The organism is Novosphingobium sp. (genome assembly GCF_036820275.1).
In the GTDB taxonomy this organism is placed as follows: Bacteria; Pseudomonadota; Alphaproteobacteria; order Sphingomonadales; family Sphingomonadaceae; genus Novosphingobium.
On sequence record NZ_DAISLT010000020.1, the window covers coordinates 33,785 to 52,006 of the forward strand.

At 67.7% G+C, this 18,222-nt stretch carries 14 protein-coding genes; 9 read left to right on the forward strand and 5 right to left on the reverse strand.

Translation table 11 applies throughout. From position 1 onward, the window contains the following. The first annotated feature begins 24 nt into the window (after positions 1–24). From V7066_RS16260 to V7066_RS16270, 3 genes are all read left to right on the forward strand, one after another. Positions 25–1,707, forward strand: coding sequence for a GMC family oxidoreductase (locus V7066_RS16260; protein ID WP_334184027.1), 1,683 nt, complete (start codon positions 25–27; stop codon positions 1,705–1,707). Between the two features lie 76 nt (positions 1,708–1,783). Further along, positions 1,784–2,821 carry a LacI family DNA-binding transcriptional regulator gene (locus V7066_RS16265; RefSeq protein ID WP_334184028.1) on the forward strand — a complete coding sequence of 346 codons (1,038 nt, stop codon included), beginning with the start codon at positions 1,784–1,786 and terminating at the stop codon, positions 2,819–2,821. 40 nt (positions 2,822–2,861) lie between these two features. Then, positions 2,862–3,296 (forward strand): Dabb family protein, encoded by a 435-nt coding sequence (locus V7066_RS16270; RefSeq protein ID WP_334184029.1) that lies wholly within the window; start codon positions 2,862–2,864, stop codon positions 3,294–3,296. Positions 3,297–3,303: 7 nt separating this feature from the next. Here the strand turns inward: V7066_RS16270 and V7066_RS16275 are convergent, their stop codons facing one another. Both V7066_RS16275 and V7066_RS16280 read right to left on the reverse strand, forming a co-directional pair. Then, positions 3,304–4,167: a shikimate 5-dehydrogenase gene (locus tag V7066_RS16275; RefSeq protein ID WP_334184030.1), complete on the reverse strand. Its 864-nt coding sequence runs from the start codon at positions 4,165–4,167 to the stop codon at positions 3,304–3,306. Positions 4,168–4,172: 5 nt separating this feature from the next. Then, positions 4,173–5,183 (reverse strand): LacI family DNA-binding transcriptional regulator, encoded by a 1,011-nt coding sequence (locus V7066_RS16280; protein ID WP_334184031.1) that lies wholly within the window; start codon positions 5,181–5,183, stop codon positions 4,173–4,175. A gap of 178 nt (positions 5,184–5,361) precedes the next feature. Between V7066_RS16280 and ptsP the strand changes: the two genes are divergently transcribed. From ptsP to V7066_RS16300, 4 genes are read left to right on the forward strand one after another with little or no spacing between them, the layout of a single operon-like run. Next, on the forward strand, positions 5,362–7,884 hold the full coding sequence (gene ptsP, locus V7066_RS16285; RefSeq protein WP_334184032.1) for a phosphoenolpyruvate--protein phosphotransferase: 2,523 nt from the start codon (positions 5,362–5,364) through the stop codon (positions 7,882–7,884). Then, positions 7,884–8,876 carry a 1-phosphofructokinase gene (gene pfkB, locus V7066_RS16290; RefSeq protein ID WP_334184033.1) on the forward strand — a complete coding sequence of 331 codons (993 nt, stop codon included), beginning with the start codon at positions 7,884–7,886 and terminating at the stop codon, positions 8,874–8,876. The genes ptsP and pfkB overlap by 1 nt, the downstream gene beginning before the upstream one ends. Then, positions 8,876–10,570: a fructose-specific PTS transporter subunit EIIC gene (locus V7066_RS16295; protein WP_334184034.1), complete on the forward strand. Its 1,695-nt coding sequence runs from the start codon at positions 8,876–8,878 to the stop codon at positions 10,568–10,570. Before pfkB ends, V7066_RS16295 begins: the two co-directional genes overlap by 1 nt. 52 nt (positions 10,571–10,622) lie before the next feature. Then, positions 10,623–11,984 carry a carbohydrate porin gene (locus V7066_RS16300; protein WP_334184035.1) on the forward strand — a complete coding sequence of 454 codons (1,362 nt, stop codon included), beginning with the start codon at positions 10,623–10,625 and terminating at the stop codon, positions 11,982–11,984. On the opposite strand, the gene V7066_RS16305 is transcribed toward V7066_RS16300, so the two are convergent. The 3 genes from V7066_RS16305 to V7066_RS16315 are packed head-to-tail and all read right to left on the reverse strand — an operon-like array spanning position 11,976 to position 14,432. Beyond that, positions 11,976–12,749 carry an alpha/beta hydrolase gene (locus V7066_RS16305; protein ID WP_334184036.1) on the reverse strand — a complete coding sequence of 258 codons (774 nt, stop codon included), beginning with the start codon at positions 12,747–12,749 and terminating at the stop codon, positions 11,976–11,978. The two genes, V7066_RS16300 and V7066_RS16305, sit on opposite strands and share 9 nt — an antisense overlap. A 38-nt stretch (positions 12,750–12,787) precedes the next feature. Next, entirely contained in the window at positions 12,788–13,567 is a 780-nt protein-coding gene (locus tag V7066_RS16310) for an SDR family NAD(P)-dependent oxidoreductase (protein WP_334184037.1), read from the reverse strand. 37 nt (positions 13,568–13,604) lie between these two features. After that, the gene (locus tag V7066_RS16315; RefSeq protein WP_334184038.1) at positions 13,605–14,432 is read right to left on the reverse strand and encodes an alpha/beta fold hydrolase; all 828 of its coding nucleotides are present in this window, start codon (positions 14,430–14,432) and stop codon (positions 13,605–13,607) included. 126 nt (positions 14,433–14,558) lie between these two features. Here V7066_RS16315 and V7066_RS16320 point away from each other — a divergent pair, with 126 nt between their 5' ends. Together V7066_RS16320 and V7066_RS16325 are read left to right on the forward strand one after the other, a co-directional pair. Then, positions 14,559–15,548 carry a GlxA family transcriptional regulator gene (locus V7066_RS16320; RefSeq protein WP_334184039.1) on the forward strand — a complete coding sequence of 330 codons (990 nt, stop codon included), beginning with the start codon at positions 14,559–14,561 and terminating at the stop codon, positions 15,546–15,548. 165 nt (positions 15,549–15,713) lie between these two features. Beyond that, complete coding sequence (locus V7066_RS16325; protein ID WP_334184040.1) at positions 15,714–18,212, forward strand: TonB-dependent receptor; 2,499 nt, start codon at positions 15,714–15,716, stop codon at positions 18,210–18,212. Positions 18,213–18,222 lie beyond the last annotated feature (10 nt).

Below are 18,222 nucleotides of genomic sequence, written 5' to 3' on the forward strand. Positions count from 1 at the left end.
AAACATTCGAGGGAGAGGATCACGATGGCTACTACGGACAGGTTCGATGCGATCGTCATCGGCTCGGGCATCAGCGGCGGCTGGGCCGCCAAGGAACTGACCGAAAAGGGACTGCGCGTGCTGATGCTCGATCGCGGCCACATGGTCGAGCACGTCGACGACTATACCTATGACGGCAAGCCCGCCTACGAAGTGCCCGCGCGCAACATCATGCCCGACACGCTGCGCGACAGCGACTACTTCATTGCCCAGCACGGCTATGTCGCGCCCAGCAACCAGGCCTTCTACAACAACGACCGGCTGAATCCCTACGACTACGGGGAAGGCAGCAAGTTCTACTGGATCCGTCCGGCCGCCGTCGGCGGCAAGTCGCTGATCTGGGGACGGTGGAGCTTCCGCTGGAGCGCGGCCGATTTCGAGGCCAACAAGCGCGACGGCATCGGCGGCGAATGGCCGATCGGCTATGACGATCTCGCGCCCTGGTACAGCTATGTCGAGAAATACATCGGCGTATCGGGATCGCGTGAGAACCTCGATTATTTGCCGGACAGCGAATTCCAGCCGCCGATGCCGATGAACATCGCCGAAAAGTGGATGAAGCAGCGGCTGGAAACGGCCTTCCCGGGCCGCAAGATGATCAATGCGCGCCTGTCCAACATGACCGAGGACAAGCCCGAGCAGAACCGTTCCAAGTGCCAGCTGCGCAACCAGTGCGGCAACGGCTGCTCGTTCGGCGCCTACTTCTCGACGCAGGCCGTCACCCTGCCCGCCGCGCGCGCAACGGGTCGCCTGACACTGCGCAGCGATGCGGTGGTCACCAATCTCGAATACGATCCGGCGACGAAGAAAGTCACCGGCGTTCGTTTCATCGATGCCCAGACCGGGCAGGCCGAAGTGGTGCGCGCCCGGGTCGTCTTCCTGAACGCCTCGACGCTGGGCTCGGTGCAGATCCTCATGAACTCGCGCGCGGAGGGCAGCGAACGCAGCCATTTCGACACCAGCGGAACCCTGGGCCGCTACGTGATGGACCATATCTTCCGCGTCGGCGTGAAGGGCGACATTCCCGGCATGGAGGAATTCATCGAATATGGCCGCCGCCCCGGCGCCATCTACGTTCCGCGCTTCCGCAACAACGACCGGGACGAAGACCTCGGCTTCCGGCGCGGCTACGGCTATCAGGGCGGCGCCTATCGCGAACCGTCCAAGCCGGTCGGCTTCGGCGCTTCGATGAAGGAAGGCATGCGCCGCTACAGCGGCTGGAAGTTCCAGATGGGTGCTTTCGGCGAATGCCTGCCCTATGAGGACAACCGCGTCACCCTGAACCCGAACAAGGCGGACCGCTTCGGCCTGCCGCTGATGCGCTTCGACGTCACTTTCCGCGACAACGAGCTGCGGATGATGGCCGATGCCCGCGAGCAGGGCGAAAAGATGCTGCGCGCCGCGGGCCTCAAGAACATCGAGAGCAAGGTCAAGGAGCACGTGCCGGGCGACGCTATCCACGAGATGGGCGGCGCGCGCATGGGCGACGATCCGCGCGCCTCGGTGCTCAACAAGTGGAGCCAGGCGCATGACGCCTCCAACCTCTTCGTCACCGACGGGGCGCAGATGGCGTCGATTTCCTGCGTCAATCCTTCGCTGACCTTCATGGCTCTTACCGCACGGGCAGTGGATCATGCCGTGAAGGGGCTGAAAGCGGGAACCATCTGACACAGGCGGGTGCGGGTTTTCAACGCTGCGAAGGCGCTGGAAACCCGCTATCGGAGGATATGGAAACACAAATCTGATGGCGAGGCGCAACGAAAACGGCGTGACGATCCGCGCGGTCGCGCAGCGCGCGGGCGTGTCCGCCATGACCGTGTCCAACGTCATCAACGGCGCCGGGCGCGCCAGCGCGGCGACGGTGGCGACGGTCCGGGCGGCAATCGCGGAGCTGGGCTATATCCCCAATCTGGCGGCCCGAAGGCTCGCCAAATCGCGCGCAACGACGGTGGGCCTGCTCTACAGCGACCGGCGCACGCCCTTTCTCGATGCCGTGCTGGTGGGCGCCCTGCGCGCAACCAACGCCCACGGCCTGCAACTGATCCTGCGCGACGGCGAGGGCGTCAGCCGCGAGGAGGCCGAACGTATCGCGCAGGACCTCGTCCGCTCCGGTGCCGACGCGCTGCTGCTGATCCCGCCCTTTGCCGAGCAGCTCAGCGGATCGGACGTCCTGCCCGCACTGGGCGTGCCCCTCGCCGCGATCGCGACCGGCACGGCGATGCCCGATGTCACCACCGTCCGGATCGACAACCGCGCCGCCATGCTGTCGCTTACCCGGGAAGTCCTCGCCGCGGGACACCGGCGCATCGCCTATGTCGCCGGTCCCGAGCACTACAGTGTGGTCGGCGCCCGGCTCGAAGGCTTTGTCGCAGCCTTGCGCGAAGCCGGTCTTCCCGAAGAACCCGACCTCATCGTGCGCCATGGCGAGTTCGACTACGAAACCGGCAAGGCGGCGGCGCAGCAACTCCTGTCCCGCCCGGCTCCGCCGACCGCGATCATCTGCAGCAGCGACGACCTCGCCGCCGGGGTCGTCGCCGAGGCCAATCGCCTGGGACTGCAATTGCCTGCCGACCTGACGGTCACGGGCTTCGACGACACCATCCTGGCCTCGCGCATCTGGCCGCCGCTGACGGTCGTGCGCCAACCGGTCGAGGACATGGCGTTCCGCGCCGCCCAGTGCCTGATCGCCGCGCTCGGCAAGACCGAGACCGGGGTGAGCGACGAGATCTTCGACCACGCGATCATGACGCGCAAATCCATCGCGCAGAGGCCTGCGCCATGATCCGCAACGCACCCACCCTCAACAAAAGGAAAGCCGCACCATGGAAGCAAGCAGACGGGAACTGGCAGCCATGATCGCCCTGGGAAGCACCGGCATCGCCCTTTCCACAGCGGGAAGCGGAGCCGCAGCGGAGAGCGGGGCCGAGGCGGCGACCACGCGCCCCAAGCTGGTCCACCACGTCTTCTTCTGGCTCAAGCGGCCCGGTTCGCAGGAGGATCGCGACCGGCTGATTGCCGGTCTGCGCACCCTGCGGGGTATCCCCGTGATCCGGAACCTGGAAATCGGCATTCCCGCCAGCACCGAGGCGCGCGATGTCGTCGATGCCAGCTACGACGTATCCGAACTGATGTTCTTCGACAGCGTGGAAGACCAGAAGTCATACCAGGACCACCCGATCCACCAGGCCTTCGTCAAGGCCTGCGAGCCGCTCTGGGCGAAAGTCGTGGTCTACGACATGGCCGTGGTCAGGGAATAACGACCTCTCAAACGAGGTCGTTCAGGCGCGGTCCGATCCTGGGGCCGTGGGCGAAGGTGGCCGCCGCTTTCACCGCATCGGCGCTCGGCCGGACGCCGGTATAGAGCACGAACTGTTCGACGGCCTGAAGCACGATCACTTCCGCGCCGGAGATGACGGTCTTTCCGGCAGCCAGTGCGGCCTTGATGAACGGCGTTTCAGCAGGCTGGGCGACGACGTCGAAAGCGACCTCGCAGGCGGCGATCTGGGCTGGCGTGAAGGACAGTTCGTCAGCCTGCGCGCCTTCCATGCCGAGCGGGGTGACGTTGACCAGCATCGCCGCGCCCTCTTCCGGGAGTTCGGGTAGCCAGCGGAAGCCGTACTGCGCGGCCAGCGCCTGCCCCGCCTCGGCATTGCGGGCCACGACCGTACCGTCGCGGAAGCCGAGATCGCGCAGGGCCGCAACCACCGCCTTGGCCATGCCGCCGCTGCCGCGCAGCAGGAAGGGCGTCGCCGGATCGATACCGCGCCGGGACACGAGATCGCGCACGGCGGTATAGTCGGTGTTGTAGCCGGTCAGCACGCCGTCGTCGTTGACGATGGTGTTCACGCTGTCGATGGCGCGGGCCGAATCCTCCAGCCCATCGAGCAGGGGGATGACGGCTTCCTTGAACGGCATAGAGATCGCGCAGCCGCGAATGCCCAGCGCCCGCAGCCCGCCGATCGCGGCCGGCAGGTCGGTGGTGGAGAAGGACTTGTAGACGTAGTCCAGCCCGAGCAGCCCGTAGAGCGTGTTGTGCAGGCGCGATCCCGCATTGCCGGGGCGGGCGGAGAGCGACATGCACAGCCGCGTGTCGCGGCCGATCGATTGTTTGGCGCTGAAGTCGGTCATGATGGTCAGGCTCCGATAGGCTGAGTTGCGGAAGCGCGAGGGCCGCTCGATCCGCGTGTGATGAGGCGTCCGGCCAGCACGACCTTGCGTGCGGGCGCATCGGGATGGTCGAGCCGGTCGAGCAGCATGGTCATCGCATTGCGGCCGATTTCCTCGACCGGCTGCTCGATGACGCTGAGGCCGCCGCCGACGAATTCCATCCAGTCGTTGTTGTCGAACCCGGCCAGCGCGATATCGGCGGGCGCTTCGAGGTTCAGGCGGCGCAATGCCCGCAGGACGGTCAGCAGCATGACGCCGTTGCTGGCGACGAGCGCATCCGGGCGGACCGGGGCGGAGAGCAGGTCCATCACCGCGCGCTCCGCCGCATCGGCGGCGTGGGGCATCTCGACGGTGGCGGCATCCATGCCGAGCTTCTGCGTGGCCAGTTCGAAACCGGCACGGCGTTCGAATCCGGTGCTGCTGGCGGCGCCGAACAGCCCCGCCACCCGGCGATGGCCCTGCGCATGGAGATGCGCAACCAGCTCGGCGGCCATGCTCTCGTTGTCGAGCAGGACACTGTCGAGACCGGCGGAGGGCAGGCTGCGGTCGATCAGGACGACGGGAAAGCCCGGCTCCAGCCGCTCGGCCTTGTCGACCCATTGGCGGCAGGGCGCGAAGATCACCCCGGTCACGCGTTCCTCGTGCATGAGTTCGAGGTAGGCGGCTTCCTTGGCCGGGTCCTCGTCGGTGTTGCACAGGATCACCCGCAGCCCGCGCGCGGCGGCGAGGCTTTCGATGGCGCGCGAGACGGCGGTGAAGAACGGATTGCGGATATCGGCGACGATGAGGCCGATGGTATTGGTGTGCTGCGAACGCAGGCGCCGGGCTGCAAGATTGGGGCGGTAGCCGGTGGACTTGACCGCTGCGAGCACCCGTTCGTGCATCGCGGGATCGACGCTGCGGCCGGAAAGCACCCGCGAAACAGTGGCGGGCGACACTTCCGCGACCCGCGCTACGTCCTTGATTCCTACTGCCATCAGCGTTGCGCCACCCGGGAAATCGTTCTCACCAATCAGGGCGTCATGGCCCTCTCCTGCCGAGGACTATGCATCACGTCGTCGCATGATCGCAAGCATTGTCTTGACAAGAGCCTTGAGAAAACGTTTTCTAAGCACGTCACGGACTCGTTATCAAAACGGTCAGGAGAGGCCTGAAATGCTCGCAGATGCGCCCGCCTCGGGGATCGAGGATCTCGTTCGAATCGATGCCCGCGCGGCCGACAAGGTCGATGCGATTCGCCAGGTCGGCCAGCTTCTGGTCGCCGCCGGCTGCGTCGCCCCCGGCTACGAGGACAGCATGGTCCGCCGCGAGGACGTGGCAAACACCTTCCTCGGCGCAGGCGTCGCGATCCCGCATGGGTTGGGCGAGGACAAAGGGCTGGTCCGCCGCGACGGCGTGGCGATCCTCCAGCTGCGTGAAGGGGTGGAATGGAACCCCGGCCAGCGCGCCCATCTGGTGGTCGGCATCGCCGCCAATTCGGACAGCCATATCGCCATCCTGCGCCGGCTGACCCGCCTCATTCAGGACGAGCCGCGCCTTGCCGCGCTTGTCGCCACCGACGATCCCACGGCCTTTTCCCGCGCCCTGTGGGAAGACGGCGAGGCTTCCGCCCCGTCCGAACCGGCCACCGACTACGCTGAAACCACCGAATGGACGGTCGATTACCCAACCGGCCTCCATGCCCGCCCCGCTTCGGCCTGGGTCGAAGCGGCGCGTGCCTCTGGCGTGCGCCTGCGCGTACGTCACGGCGGGGAGAGCGCCGATCCTCGCAGCCTCGTTTCCCTCCTCCAACTGGGACTGCGTGCTGGTGATCGGGTGACTCTTTCCGCCGAAGGGGCTGGCGCGCGGGCCGCACTGGACGGCTTCGCCGCCGTGGTTCGCCGCCTGACGGCGCGTGAGAAGGAAGACGCCGCACGCGCCGCCGAGAAGGCCGCCGCGCCGATCCGGGGCTGGAAGCCCGAGGGCGAGGCACAGATGATCGCGGGCGTCGCCGCCAGTCCGGGCCTCGCCCTCGGCAAGGTCCATGTCCTGTCCGCGCAGGAACTCGACGTGCCCGACCGGCCGACCGATCTGGCCAGCGGCGGCACCCAGTTGAACGATGCGCTCGCTCGAACGCGCGGACAGATGAAGGCGCTGGTGGATGACACCACGCGCCGTCTCGGCGCCGGGGATGCGGCAATCTTCAAGGCCCAGGCCGAACTGCTCGACGATACCGACCTCATCACCCTCACCTGCCAGTTGATGGTCGAGGGCCACGGCGTCGCCTGGTCGTGGCACCGGGCGGTGGACCGCATCGCCGGACAGCTTTCGGCGCTGGGCAATCCGGTGCTCGCCGCCCGTGCCGCCGACCTCCACGATATCGGTCGCCGCGTTCTGGCCGAGATCGACCCGACGCTCGCGGCCGGATCGCTGACCGATCTGCCCGAGGAGCCCTGCATTCTCGTCGCGGCGGACCTCTCGCCCTCGGACACCGCCACGCTCGATACCGCACGCGTGGCGGGCATCGCGACCGCCCTCGGCGGGCCGACCTCGCACAGCGCGATCCTGGCCCGCACGCTCGGCCTGCCCTCGGTGGTGGCGGGCGGTGCGGACTTGCTGGGCCTTGCCGCCGGAGCCACCGCCATCGTCGATGGCGACAGCGGCCGCGTCTGGCTGAATCCCTCCGAGACCGACCTGGCTTCCGCCCGTGCGTGGATCGCCGCGCTCGCCGAAAAACGCGCCGCCGAAGAGGCCGAGCGCGGCAAGCCCGCCCAGACCCGCGACGGCCACCGCGTCGAGATCGCCGCCAACGTCAACCGCCCCGACCAGGTCGCTTTCGCGCTGGCGCAGGGCGGTGAGGGTGTCGGCCTGATGCGCACCGAATTCCTGTTCCTCGAACGCGGCGACAGCCCCGGCGAGGACGAGCAGGCGGAAATCTACCTCGCCATGGCGAATGCCCTGGACGGTCGCCCGCTGGTGGTGCGCGCGCTCGATATCGGCGGCGACAAGCAGGTTCCGCACCTCGACCTGCCGCGCGAGGACAACCCCTTCCTCGGCGTGCGCGGCGCGCGCCTGCTGCTGCGCCGTCCCGACCTGCTGGAGCCGCAACTGCGTGCGCTCTACCGCGCCGCGAAAGCGGGCGGCGATCTGTCGATCATGTTCCCGATGATCACTTCGGTCCACGAACTGATCGCCCTGCGCGCCCGCTGCGAGGAAATCCGGCTGGAACTCAATGCCCCGACGATCCCGGTCGGCATCATGATCGAGGTTCCCGCCGCCGCCATCCAGGCGCGCTCGCTGGCGGCCCATGCCGACTTCTTCTCGATCGGTACCAACGACCTCACCCAATATGTCCTCGCCATCGACCGGCAGAACCCGGAGCTGGCGGGCGACGCGGACAGCCTGCACCCCGCCGTCCTGCAAATGATCGCCGCGACGGTGGAGGGCGCCAAGGCGCACGGCCGCTGGGTCGGCGTCTGCGGCGGTATTGCCGGCGATCCCTTCGGCGCGGCGCTGCTGGTGGGACTTGGCGTCAGCGAACTGTCGATGACCCCGCGCGACATTCCGGCGGTGAAGGCGCGCATTCGCGAGGCCAGCCTCGAAGGGCTGCGCGCACTCGCCGCTAGGGCGCTTAAGATGGAAGGCGCAGCCGAAATCCGCGCACTGGACATGCCGAAAATCGAAGAGGGGGAAGGCTGATGCGCACTCTTACGGTCACCTTCAACCCGGCCATCGACCAGACCGTCACGATCGACCGGCTGGTCGTCGGCGAAGTCCACCGCGCCCGCTCGGTGCGCCAGAACGCGGGCGGCAAGGGCGTGAACGTCGCCAGTTGCCTTGCCGACTGGGGCATGCCGGTTGCCGCCTATGGCCTGCTGGGCAGCGACAATGCCGCCGCGTTCGATGCGCTGTTCGCCGCCAAGGCCATCGAGGACCGCTTCATTCGCATCGCCGGAGCCACGCGCGTCAATCTCAAGCTGGTCGATGTGACGGGCACGACCGACATCAATCTCGACGGGATCGCCATCGATGCGGGCCGCGCCGAAATGGTCGCGGCGACGATCTGCGAAGCCGCCCGCGACGGTGATCTGGTGGTACTGGCCGGAAGCCTGCCGCCGGGCTGCCCGCCCGACAGCTACGTCACATTGGTGGCGCGCTTGCGCGCGGCGGGATGCAGGGTGGTCCTGGATACCAGCGGGTTGCCGCTGAAGTGCGCGCTCACGGCCGATGTACTGCCCGACGTGGTGAAGCCCAATCGCGACGAACTGGCGCAGTTGCTGGGTCGTCCCCTGCCCGATCTGGCGGCGCTTGCCGAAGCGGCTTCCGAATTGCACGCGCGCGGCGTCTCGCTGGTCGTCGTGTCGATGGGCGAGGAAGGCGCGCTGTTCCTGTCGGAGGAAGGTGCGGTCACCGCACGCCTCGCCATCGGGCAGATGGCGAGCACGGTCGGTGCCGGAGACGCCATGGTCGCCGGAATCGTCGCGGCCCTCGGCGAGCAAGCGGATCTGGAACGCACCGCGCGTCTCGCCACGGCCTTCGCGGTCGCCAAGCTGGGCATGGCCGGGCCGAACCTGCCCGATCTGCCGACCGTCCACGCACTTGCCGAAGACGTGAGCGTCGCCCCGTTCCTGCTGCAAGGCGGGATCGAGCAGCACGAAATCATTACCGGAATTGGGGCCGGAGAGGAATAATGGCCAAGCTCTACGCAGTTATCGAAGCGGCCGATTCAGCCGTACAAGGCGTGCTCGCCGGGGAAGCGCTGCGCAAGGCGGCGCGGGCCGAGGGCCGCGATATCGAAATCGAAGTGCGCACCGGACAGGGCGTGCTCAACCCTCTGCCCGAGAACTTGCAGGCGGGCGACACGCTGCTGCTGGTCGCGGCCAACGACGAGACCGCAGCCACGCTTCCGCTCGCCCCGCGGCGCCGGGTGACGCTGGAAGCAGTGCTGGCCGATCCGGCTTCGGCGCTGGTGCTGGAACCGCAGGCGGCCGCCGATACGCCCCGCGTGGTGGCGATCACCTCGTGCCCCACCGGCATCGCGCATACGTTCATGGCAGCCGAGGGCCTTCAGGAAGGCGCGAAGCAACTGGGCTATCCGATCCGCGTGGAAACGCAGGGTTCGGTCGGCGCCGGTTCGCCGCTGACGGCGGAAGAGATCGCGGCTGCCGACGTGGTCATCATCGCCGCCGACCGTGAGGTCGACCGTGGGCGTTTCGCCGGAAAGCGGGTCTTCGCATCGAGCACCAAGCCCGCCATCTCCGGCGGCAAGGCGCTGATCGAACGCGCGCTCACCGAAGCCAAAGTACAGGGCGGAGCGGCCTCGGCCGAGGCTGCCGGTGCCGCTACCGAGCGTGCCGGTCCCTACAAGCACCTGATGACCGGCGTTTCCTTCATGCTGCCCTTCGTGGTCGCGGGCGGCCTGTTGATTGCCATGGCTTTTGCGCTGGGGGGCATCGATGCCAACAGCGCGGCGGCCGAGGGGACGCTGGCGGGCGTCCTGTTCCGCATCGGCGCACAGGGCGGCTTCGCACTGATCGTTCCGGCACTGGCAGGCTATATCGCCTATTCGGTGGCCGACCGTCCCGGCATCGCGCCGGGCATGATCGGCGGCATGCTCGCCGCCAATCTGGGCGCGGGTTTTCTTGGCGGTATCGTTGCGGGCTTCATTGCCGGTTACGGTGTCGAGTGGCTCAACCGGCTCATCAAGCTGCCCAAGAACCTCGCGGGCCTGAAGCCGGTGCTGATCCTGCCGCTGCTGGGCACGCTGCTGACCGGGCTGCTGATGATCTACGCGGTCGGCACGCCGGTCGCCGCGGCGCTGGCCTTCCTCACCGAGTGGCTGCGCTCGATGCAGGGATCGAGTGCGATCCTGCTCGGCGTGATCCTGGGCGCGATGTCGGCCTTCGACATGGGCGGTCCGGTCAACAAGGCGGGCTATGCCTTCTCGGTCGGGCTGATCTCCAGCCAGGTCTACACGCCGATGGCCGCGACGATGGCGGCGGGCATGGTGCCGCCGCTCGCCGTGGGCCTTGCCACCCGCCTGTTCCGCGACCGCTTCACGACCGAGGAGCGCGAGGCCGGAGGCGCCGCCGCCGTGCTGGGCCTGGCCTTCATCACCGAAGGCGCGATCCCCTTCGCCGCGCGCGATCCGTTCCGGGTGATCCCGGCCCTGATGGCGGGTTCGGCGATTGCCGGAGCCATTTCGATGGCGGCCGGTGTCGAACTCAAGGTGCCGCATGGCGGCGTGTTCGTTCTGCCGATCCCCGGCGCGGTCACGCATCTGGCGGTTTACGGGCTGGCCATTCTGGCGGGCGTGCTTGTCAGCGGGGTCCTCGTGGGCCTGCTCAAGCCGCGCCCGGCCTCGGCGGAAGCAGCCGCAGCCTGACATAGATCGGCCCGGCGGAAGACCCGGCCGATCCACGAGAGGAAAAGTTTCGATGCGGTTCGCACTGCTCAAGGGCGCCTGCTGCGCAGGTGTCGCCGCTCTAACCTTGTCTGCCGCCATGGCCCAGGAAGCGGTTTCCGACGACACGACAGCCAGGGACACTCAGGCCGAAGCCCCCAGGCCGTGGCAGCCGCTGGCGGATGACGGAATTACCATCGCGCTCAGCTACACTGGAGAAGCGGCGACGAACGCCACCGGCGGCCTGCGCCGCGACGGTGCCTACGCCGGGCAGGTCTACGTCGGCGCCGATCTCGACATGGACCGTATCGCCGGCATCGGCGGCGGTACGATCCACGCGGCGATCACCAACCGCCACGGGGATAGCCTCTCGGCGTTGGCGCTGGGCAACAACACGTCGGTTCAGGAAATCTGGGGCACCCAGAACACCCACCTCGCGATCCTGACCTGGGAGCAGAAGCTGCTCAACGACCGCCTGATGATCGAGGTGGGCCGCAGCCAGGCGAACATCCATTTCCTGAACGCGCCGATCTACTGCAATTTTCAGGGCAATTCCGGATGCGGCAACCCGACGTTCGTCTTCAAGAACAGCAATTTCACCTATTTCCCGGCATCGAGCTGGATGATCCGCGCCAAGGCCGAAGTCGTGCCGCACGTGACCGTCCATGTCGGCGCCTACGAGGTCAATCCGGACCGCAAGCGCGCCAATGACCACGGCTTCAACTTCAGCACGAAGAACGCGACCGGCGTGATCGTGCCGTGGGAACTGGGCTACTCCAACGACAGCGCCAATGGGGGCAAGAGCGTGCGCTTGCCCGGCCATTATATCGTCGGCGGATGGTTCGACCGAGGCGACTATGCCGATTCGCTGCGCGACGATCAGGGCGGCCTTGCCATTCTCACCGGACGCGACCCGCAGACCCACAAGGGCCGCTCGGGCATCTACTTCCGCTTCGACCAGCGCCTGACCCGGCCCGATCCCCATTCGGAGCGCGGCCTCAGCGTGTTCGGCGTGGCGATGACCAACCTGTCCGGCCGCGTCGAGGAAAGCCGCTTCCTGGACTTCGGCGTGGTGCAGACCGGCACTTTCGTCGGGCGCGATGCCGATACCATCGGCTTCATGATCAGCGACCAGCGCTTCAGCGACCTCGCTATGGAGCGCATGCGCGCCGCGCGGGTTGCGGCGGGCGGCGACGGAAACATCCACCGGCACCAGTACATGATGGAACTGGCCTACGGCGCCCAGCTCGGCCCGGCGATCCGTATTTCGCCCAATGTGCAGTACATCCTCCACCCCGACCAGACCGGCGCGCCCTTCCGCCCGGCAGGCATCGGGGACGCGCTGATCTTCGGCTTCAAGTTCACGGTAGACGCCCCTGCCCTGCTGTCACGCTGAGGCGCGCTCGGCCCAGTCGAGGGCGGCATCGGCGACCTGTTCCCAGCCTTCGTCCAGCAGGGTCCAGTGCGAGCGGTCCGGGAATTCGATGTAGTCCGTCCGCGTCGGCGCGCGGCGCTGCTTGCGATGGATCGCGCGGGTCATCCCCGCGTCGGCGATCAGGTCCCTGCCGCCGCCAATCAGCAGCAGCGGCGGGCGCAGCGGGTTGCTCCAGTCGATCTTCATCGGCCCGACCACGCCGTCCCAGTAGACCCTGCCCGGCGTCGGGACGATGTAGCGTTCGTAGGCAGCCTCGGCTCTGTCTGCGGAAAGCGTCTGGGCGAAGCGCCGGGCGAAGAAGCGACGCGACATGTGCTTCGCCCTGCCGCGGCTGAACGGGTCGAGGAACACCGGCAGCGCCGATACCAGCGCATGGGGGAAGATCGGCACGCCGGGGGTCGGCGCCGGGTCGATCGCCACGCCCGCAAGGCCCAGCCCCCGGTCGAGCAGGTGCTGCACAAAGACCCCGCCCAGCGAATGACCGATCAGGATCGGCTTTTCCGGCAGGGCGCGAATCACCGCTTCGTAGTGATCGACGATCCGGCGCTGGCCCAGCGTGCCGAGTTCCGGGTGCGGCCTTGTACGCAGGGCGGCGGGGTCGCCTTCGTCGAGCGGCCAGTCGGGCGCGAGGACGGTATGGCCGCGCGCTTCGTAGCGGGCCTTCACATGCTCCCAGCTCAGGGAATTGAGCCAGGCGCCGTGGATGAGAACGATGGTCTTGCTCATGGCAGCGTCTCCTTCGCCGGTCGTTCGCCTTTAAGCGGTCACGCTTGGTAGCGTTCGGCGGGGCGGTTGCGGGACAAGTTGGGGCGCAATGCGCGGCGGGCATCCAGATAGGCGTCGAGATCGGCGGTGTCGGGCAAGGCGGGAATGGTGATCGTCTCTCCGAGGTCCAGCCCCTTCAGCGCCGCGTCGACCATGTCCTCCACGTCCATGACCATTTCGGCGGGAAGGCTCGCCAGTTGCTCCTCGGTCCAGATCGGCGTGCGGGTGATCCCCGGCAGCACCGCCTGAACCTGCACGCCCCTGGCCCCGAGTTCGACGTGCAGCGCCTCGGTGAAGGCGAGCACATAGGCCTTGCTCGCGGGATAGACCGCCGTGAAGCCGTCGGGCATCAGTGCCGTCACCGACGTCATGTTGACGATCGTACCGCTGCCGCGTTCGGCCAGACGCGGGGCGATGGCGGCGGCAAGCCGCGTGACCGCGAGCACGTTGAGGGCGATCATGCCGGTGAGATAGGCCGGGTCGGAACCGACGAACGTGGTCTCTCCGGCGATCCCGGCATTGTTGACGAGACCGGTGATCGCCGCATCCTCGCGCAGCCGCCGTTCGATGCGGGCGAGGTCTTCGGGCCATGCAAGATCGGCGCTAAGCGTTTCGACCTTCACGCCGGTCTCGGCGGTGAGGATTGCGGCCAGCGCTTCCAGCCGGTCCGCGCGGCGGGCGACGAGGATCAGGTCGTGGCCGCGGCGCGCGAGGCGGTCGGCATAGACCGCGCCGATACCGTCCGACGCGCCGGTGATGAGGAAAGTGCCCTTGGTCATGTGCATGTCCTTTCGTGGATAGGGTTCGTGGGAGGTTTCAGGCGCGGATGAAGTCGAGGAGATCGGCGTTGAAGCGGTCCTGATGCGTCTCGGTCAGACCATGGTCGGCTCCCCGATACACCTTGAGCACTGCATTCGGCACGATCTTCACCGTTTCGAGAGCCGAGGCGCCGATCGGCACGATCTGGTCGTCGTCACCGTGAAGGACGAGCGTGGGCACGTCGAAGCGGGCAAGGTCGCGGTGGAAATCGCTCTCGGAGAAGGCACGGATGGAGTCGAGCTGGCCCTTGAGGCCGCCCATCATGCCCTGCCGCCAGAATTCCTCGCGAATGCCTTCCGAAATCGCCGCGCCTTCGCGGTTGTAGCCGTAGAAGGGGATGGTCAGGTCGCGGAAGAACTGGCTGCGGTTGTCGAAAGTGCCCTTGCGGATCGCATCGAAGGCATCGATCGGCAACCCGCCGGGATTGGCCTCGGTCTTGAGCATCAGCGGGGGGACCGCGCCGATCAGCGCCACTTTGGCGACGCGGGCGGTGCCGTGGCGGCCGATGTAGCGGGTCACTTCGCCGCCGCCGGTCGAATGGCCGACCAGGATCGCGTCGTGCAGGTCCAGCGCCTCGATCAGTTCGGCCAGGTCGTCGGCGTACTGGTCCATCGTATTGGCGTTCCACACTTGGTCGGAGCGGCCATGGCTGCGACGGTCGTGGGCCACGGTGCGGAAGCCCTCATCGGCGAAGAAGACCATCTGCGCATCCCAGGCGTCGGCCGAAAGCGGCCAGCCGTGCGAGAAGACGATCGGCCGGGCGTCCTTCGCGCCCCAGTCCTTGTAGAAGATGCCGGTTCCGTCCCTAGTGGTGATCCTGGTCATGTCCCTTTTCCTTTCTCGATGGGGCCGTTGCGCCCCGTGAGAAGAGGGATAGACTGCCCCCCGAACCGGCAGGATCGGCGGTTCCGACATAAAGCAGGCCAAAACCGACAAAGAGGGAATTCGGGCATGTCCGAGCCGCCGCGCATCCGGGCCGAGATCGGCCTCGTCCTCTACCCGAACTGCCAGGCGGCGATGGTCCACGGGATCACCGACCTCTTCGCCATCGCCTCGCATTTCTCGGCAGGGCGCGACGGGCCGGGGCTGCGGGTCAGCCACTGGGCGATGGAGGGCGCGGATACATTCGCGCGCAGCTTCGATACGCATCCCGGACTAGACGGCAGCCCCGCGTTCCTCATCGTGCCCGGCCGCCTGTCCGGCCCGGCCGATGCCGAGGAAGCGGCGCCCTATGCCCGCTGGCTGCTCGACCGCCACGGCCACGGCGCGACGCTCGCCTCGACTTGCGGCGGCGCCTTCATGCTCGCGGCGACCGGGCTGCTCTCCGGCCGCCCCGCCACCACCCACTGGCTCTTCGCAGAGGCTTTCCGCACCCGCTTTCCGGACGTGCGGATGGAGCCGGACAAGATGGTCATCGAGGACGGCGACATCATCACCGCCGGAGGCCTGATGGCCTGGACCGACCTCGGCATGAGGATCGTCGACCGCCTGCTGGGGCCGACGGTGATGATCGAGACCGGCAAGTTCCTGCTGGTCGACCCCGCCGGACGCGAGCAACGCCACTACAGCAGCTTCGCCCCGCGCCTGACCCACGGCGACGAGGCGATCCTCAAGGTCCAGCACTGGGTTCAGGGCCGCGCCGAGCGGCCGCTCAGCGTGCCCGAAATGGCCGGACAGGCGGGGCTGGAAGAGCGGACCTTCCTGCGCCGCTTCAAGGCGGCCACCGGCATGAAGCCGGTCGAATATGTCCAGAACCTGCGCGTCGGCAAGGCGCGCGAACTGCTGGAATTCACCCGCCGCTCGGTAGACCAGATCGCCTGGGCGGTCGGCTACGAGGACGCCACGGCATTTCGCCGCGTGTTCCATCGCATCCTCGGCCTGACGCCCGGCGAGTACCGCACCCGCTTTTCCAGCGGTGCCGACCTGGAGATCGCCGCCTGAAGCCGCGGGAGCGGCCCCCGTCCCTGCCCCGCATGCCCGTGCCGGCGCTTGAACTTCAAGGCCAAGGTCCATAGGCATCCGCCATCACCGAGAGCCGCTTGCATTGGGAAGGCTCCATTCGCCGGGAAAGTCTGGTTGCGTCGCCCCCTTGCAAGTTCTCTCTGTGTGGTATCCGGCCTGGTCGCGGCGGCGGCGTGCGCGCATGCGCAAGTCTCGCAAGTCGATGTCCCCGCCCTGCCCCTCTCCGCCGCGGTCGGCGTACTGGGGCGGCAGGCCGGGGTCGAGATCCTGCTCAACGCCCCCGGCCGCGAGCGGCTGCGGACCAGAGCCGTCCATGGGCACCTTTCCGCAGGAGACGCGCTGACAAGGATGATCCGCGGGCTGGGCCTCGCCGTCCGCCGCGCCTCTTCCGGGGTCTACGTCATCGTCGCCGCTCCGGCCGGACGTCCCGCCAGGGCCCAGGCCGGACCGTCCCCCCGGCCCGAGCCGCTGGAAATCCTCGTCTCCGCCCGCCGCCGTCCCGAACGCGAGGAGGACCTCCCGCTGCTCGTCAGCCATGTCGACGGCAATGCGCTCGACAAGGCGGCGGCGCGCACGATCGCCGACGTGGCCCGCCTCACCCCCGGCTTCATCGCCACCGGACAGACCAGCAGCGCAACGCCGCTGCTGGTGATGCGCGGCCAGCGGCGCTCGATCAGCGACGAGAACCGCCTGCCGCTGGTCGTCTATCAGGACGAGATTCCGCTGCCTAACCAGGCTGCGCTCTCGCCGCTCTTCGACATGGCCTCGGTCGAAGTGCTGCGCGGCCCGCAGGGTACGCTGTTCGGCCGCAACGCCACGAGCGGCGCGGTGTTGCTGCGCGCAGTCCAGCCCGGCACGGGCGCGGCCTCCTATCTGGAGGCGGAGACCGGAAACTACGGCCTCTCCCGGCTGGAAGGCGCAGTCGAACTGCCCGCAAGCGGACCGTTCGCGCTGCGTATCTCGGGCCAGCACATGCGCCGCGACGGCTATACCCGGCTGCTGACGGGAGGGCATGCCGACAACGTGCACAGCGACAGTGTGCGGGCGATCCTGCGCTTCGATCCGGAAGGCCCGCTGCGATCGACCACGAGCTTCGACATGCTGCGCGCCGAGGAAGTCGGCGCCGCGTTGATCCTGGCGGGCGTCTATCCCCAAGGCAGCGCCCGCGACGCCGTGAATACCCCCTATTTCGATTGCGGTTCCGGCGCCTGCGACATCGACAGCTATTTCGACGCGCAGCAGGGGCTGGGACGGCGTACTTCGCAGTCCAGCCCGGCCCTCTCGTTCGGACGGCACTTCAAGGGGCTGGGCAACGTCACCGAATATGGCGACGAGGACCTGCTCTTCCGCAACATCGCCGGACTGCGCTCTACCAGGGTGCATTACGAACTCGACGGCGACGGCACCCCGCTGCCGATCAACGATTCCATCACGGTATCGCACATGCGGCAGATAACGGAGGAGTTTCAGGTACAAAGGCGCAGCGGAAACCTGCGCTACATCGTCGGCCTGTTCTATCTGGACAGCGCGCCCGACGGGCCGGTGCTCCAGACGGTGTCACGTCTGGTGCGTCCGGACAATCCGCCGTCGCATATCGCCAGCTACCAGACCTTCCGCAGCGGCGCGCTGTTCGGCCAGGTCACGGCGACGCTGGGAGGCGGCTACGTCGCCGATCTGGGCCTGCGCTACACGCGGGAGAACAACTCAGGCTGCTCGCTGCGCGCAGTCGATGCCATGCCGCAAAACGAACGGGAGTGCATCGCCGATGGCGGCACCCAGGCCCGCTCCCGTTTCGGTCGCCTCACCTGGACCCTGTCGCTGATGCGCCGGCGGGGAGACCACAGCATCTACCTCACTACCCGCCGGGCGTTCCGCTCCGGGGGCTACAATACCCCGGCGCTGGGCGGCAGCCTGCGCCCCTACCAGACCTTTCGTCCGGAAACGCTCACCGATCTCGAAGCGGGCGCCAAGGGACGCTGGGACATCGCCGGGATATCGGGTTCCTACGCCGTCGCGGCCTATGTGGGTCTCTATTCCGACGTGCAGCGCGCCCTGTTTCCCGATGTCGACTACGACGGCGACGGCGACATGACCACCGACCCGATCACCCTCTACGTCAACAGCGCCCGCGCCCGCGTGGCCGGATTGGACGGTGACCTCTCGCTCGACCTCGGCGCGCGGACCCATGCGACGCTGAGCGCCTCGTGGATCGACGCGCGCTATACCAAGGTGATCGCGCCCGCCGCGCTGACGAGCCTGCTGGGCAGCGATCCGCTGCACAACCGCTTCACCTATACGCCCAGGTTCAGCGGCACCGTGACGCTGTCGCACGAGGTCGACCTGCCGGGGCGTCTCGGGGTGCTGGAACTGCGGGCGGACTACGCCCATGTCAGCAGCGTGCGCTTCAGCGAGCGCCTCACCGAAGACTTTGCGCTGCAGTCTGCCTACGGCCTGCTCGGTGCCTCGCTGAACTGGATGCACCCGGCGGGAATGCCGCTGGAATTGCAGCTCTGGGGCCGCAACCTGACCGACCGCTTCTATGCAAGCGGCGGCGGAACGCTCAACCCCGCCTACACGGCTGCGACAGTGATCCCCGGCCCGCCGCGTACGATCGGCGTGCGGCTGCGCTATACCTTCGAATAATCGGAAAAAC

Coding starts and splice junctions, on each gene's coding strand:
- V7066_RS16260 (WP_334184027.1), top strand. CDS start 25: ATGGCTACTACGGACAGGTTCGATGCGATCGTCATCGGCTCGGGCATC.
- V7066_RS16265 (WP_334184028.1), top strand. CDS start 1,784: ATGGCGAGGCGCAACGAAAACGGCGTGACGATCCGCGCGGTCGCGCAG.
- V7066_RS16270 (WP_334184029.1), top strand. CDS start 2,862: ATGGAAGCAAGCAGACGGGAACTGGCAGCCATGATCGCCCTGGGAAGC.
- V7066_RS16275 (WP_334184030.1), bottom strand. CDS start 4,167: ATGACCGACTTCAGCGCCAAACAATCGATCGGCCGCGACACGCGGCTG.
- V7066_RS16280 (WP_334184031.1), bottom strand. CDS start 5,183: ATGGCAGTAGGAATCAAGGACGTAGCGCGGGTCGCGGAAGTGTCGCCC.
- ptsP (WP_334184032.1), top strand. CDS start 5,362: ATGCTCGCAGATGCGCCCGCCTCGGGGATCGAGGATCTCGTTCGAATC.
- pfkB (WP_334184033.1), top strand. CDS start 7,884: ATGCGCACTCTTACGGTCACCTTCAACCCGGCCATCGACCAGACCGTC.
- V7066_RS16295 (WP_334184034.1), top strand. CDS start 8,876: ATGGCCAAGCTCTACGCAGTTATCGAAGCGGCCGATTCAGCCGTACAA.
- V7066_RS16300 (WP_334184035.1), top strand. CDS start 10,623: ATGCGGTTCGCACTGCTCAAGGGCGCCTGCTGCGCAGGTGTCGCCGCT.
- V7066_RS16305 (WP_334184036.1), bottom strand. CDS start 12,749: ATGAGCAAGACCATCGTTCTCATCCACGGCGCCTGGCTCAATTCCCTG.
- V7066_RS16310 (WP_334184037.1), bottom strand. CDS start 13,567: ATGACCAAGGGCACTTTCCTCATCACCGGCGCGTCGGACGGTATCGGC.
- V7066_RS16315 (WP_334184038.1), bottom strand. CDS start 14,432: ATGACCAGGATCACCACTAGGGACGGAACCGGCATCTTCTACAAGGAC.
- V7066_RS16320 (WP_334184039.1), top strand. CDS start 14,559: ATGTCCGAGCCGCCGCGCATCCGGGCCGAGATCGGCCTCGTCCTCTAC.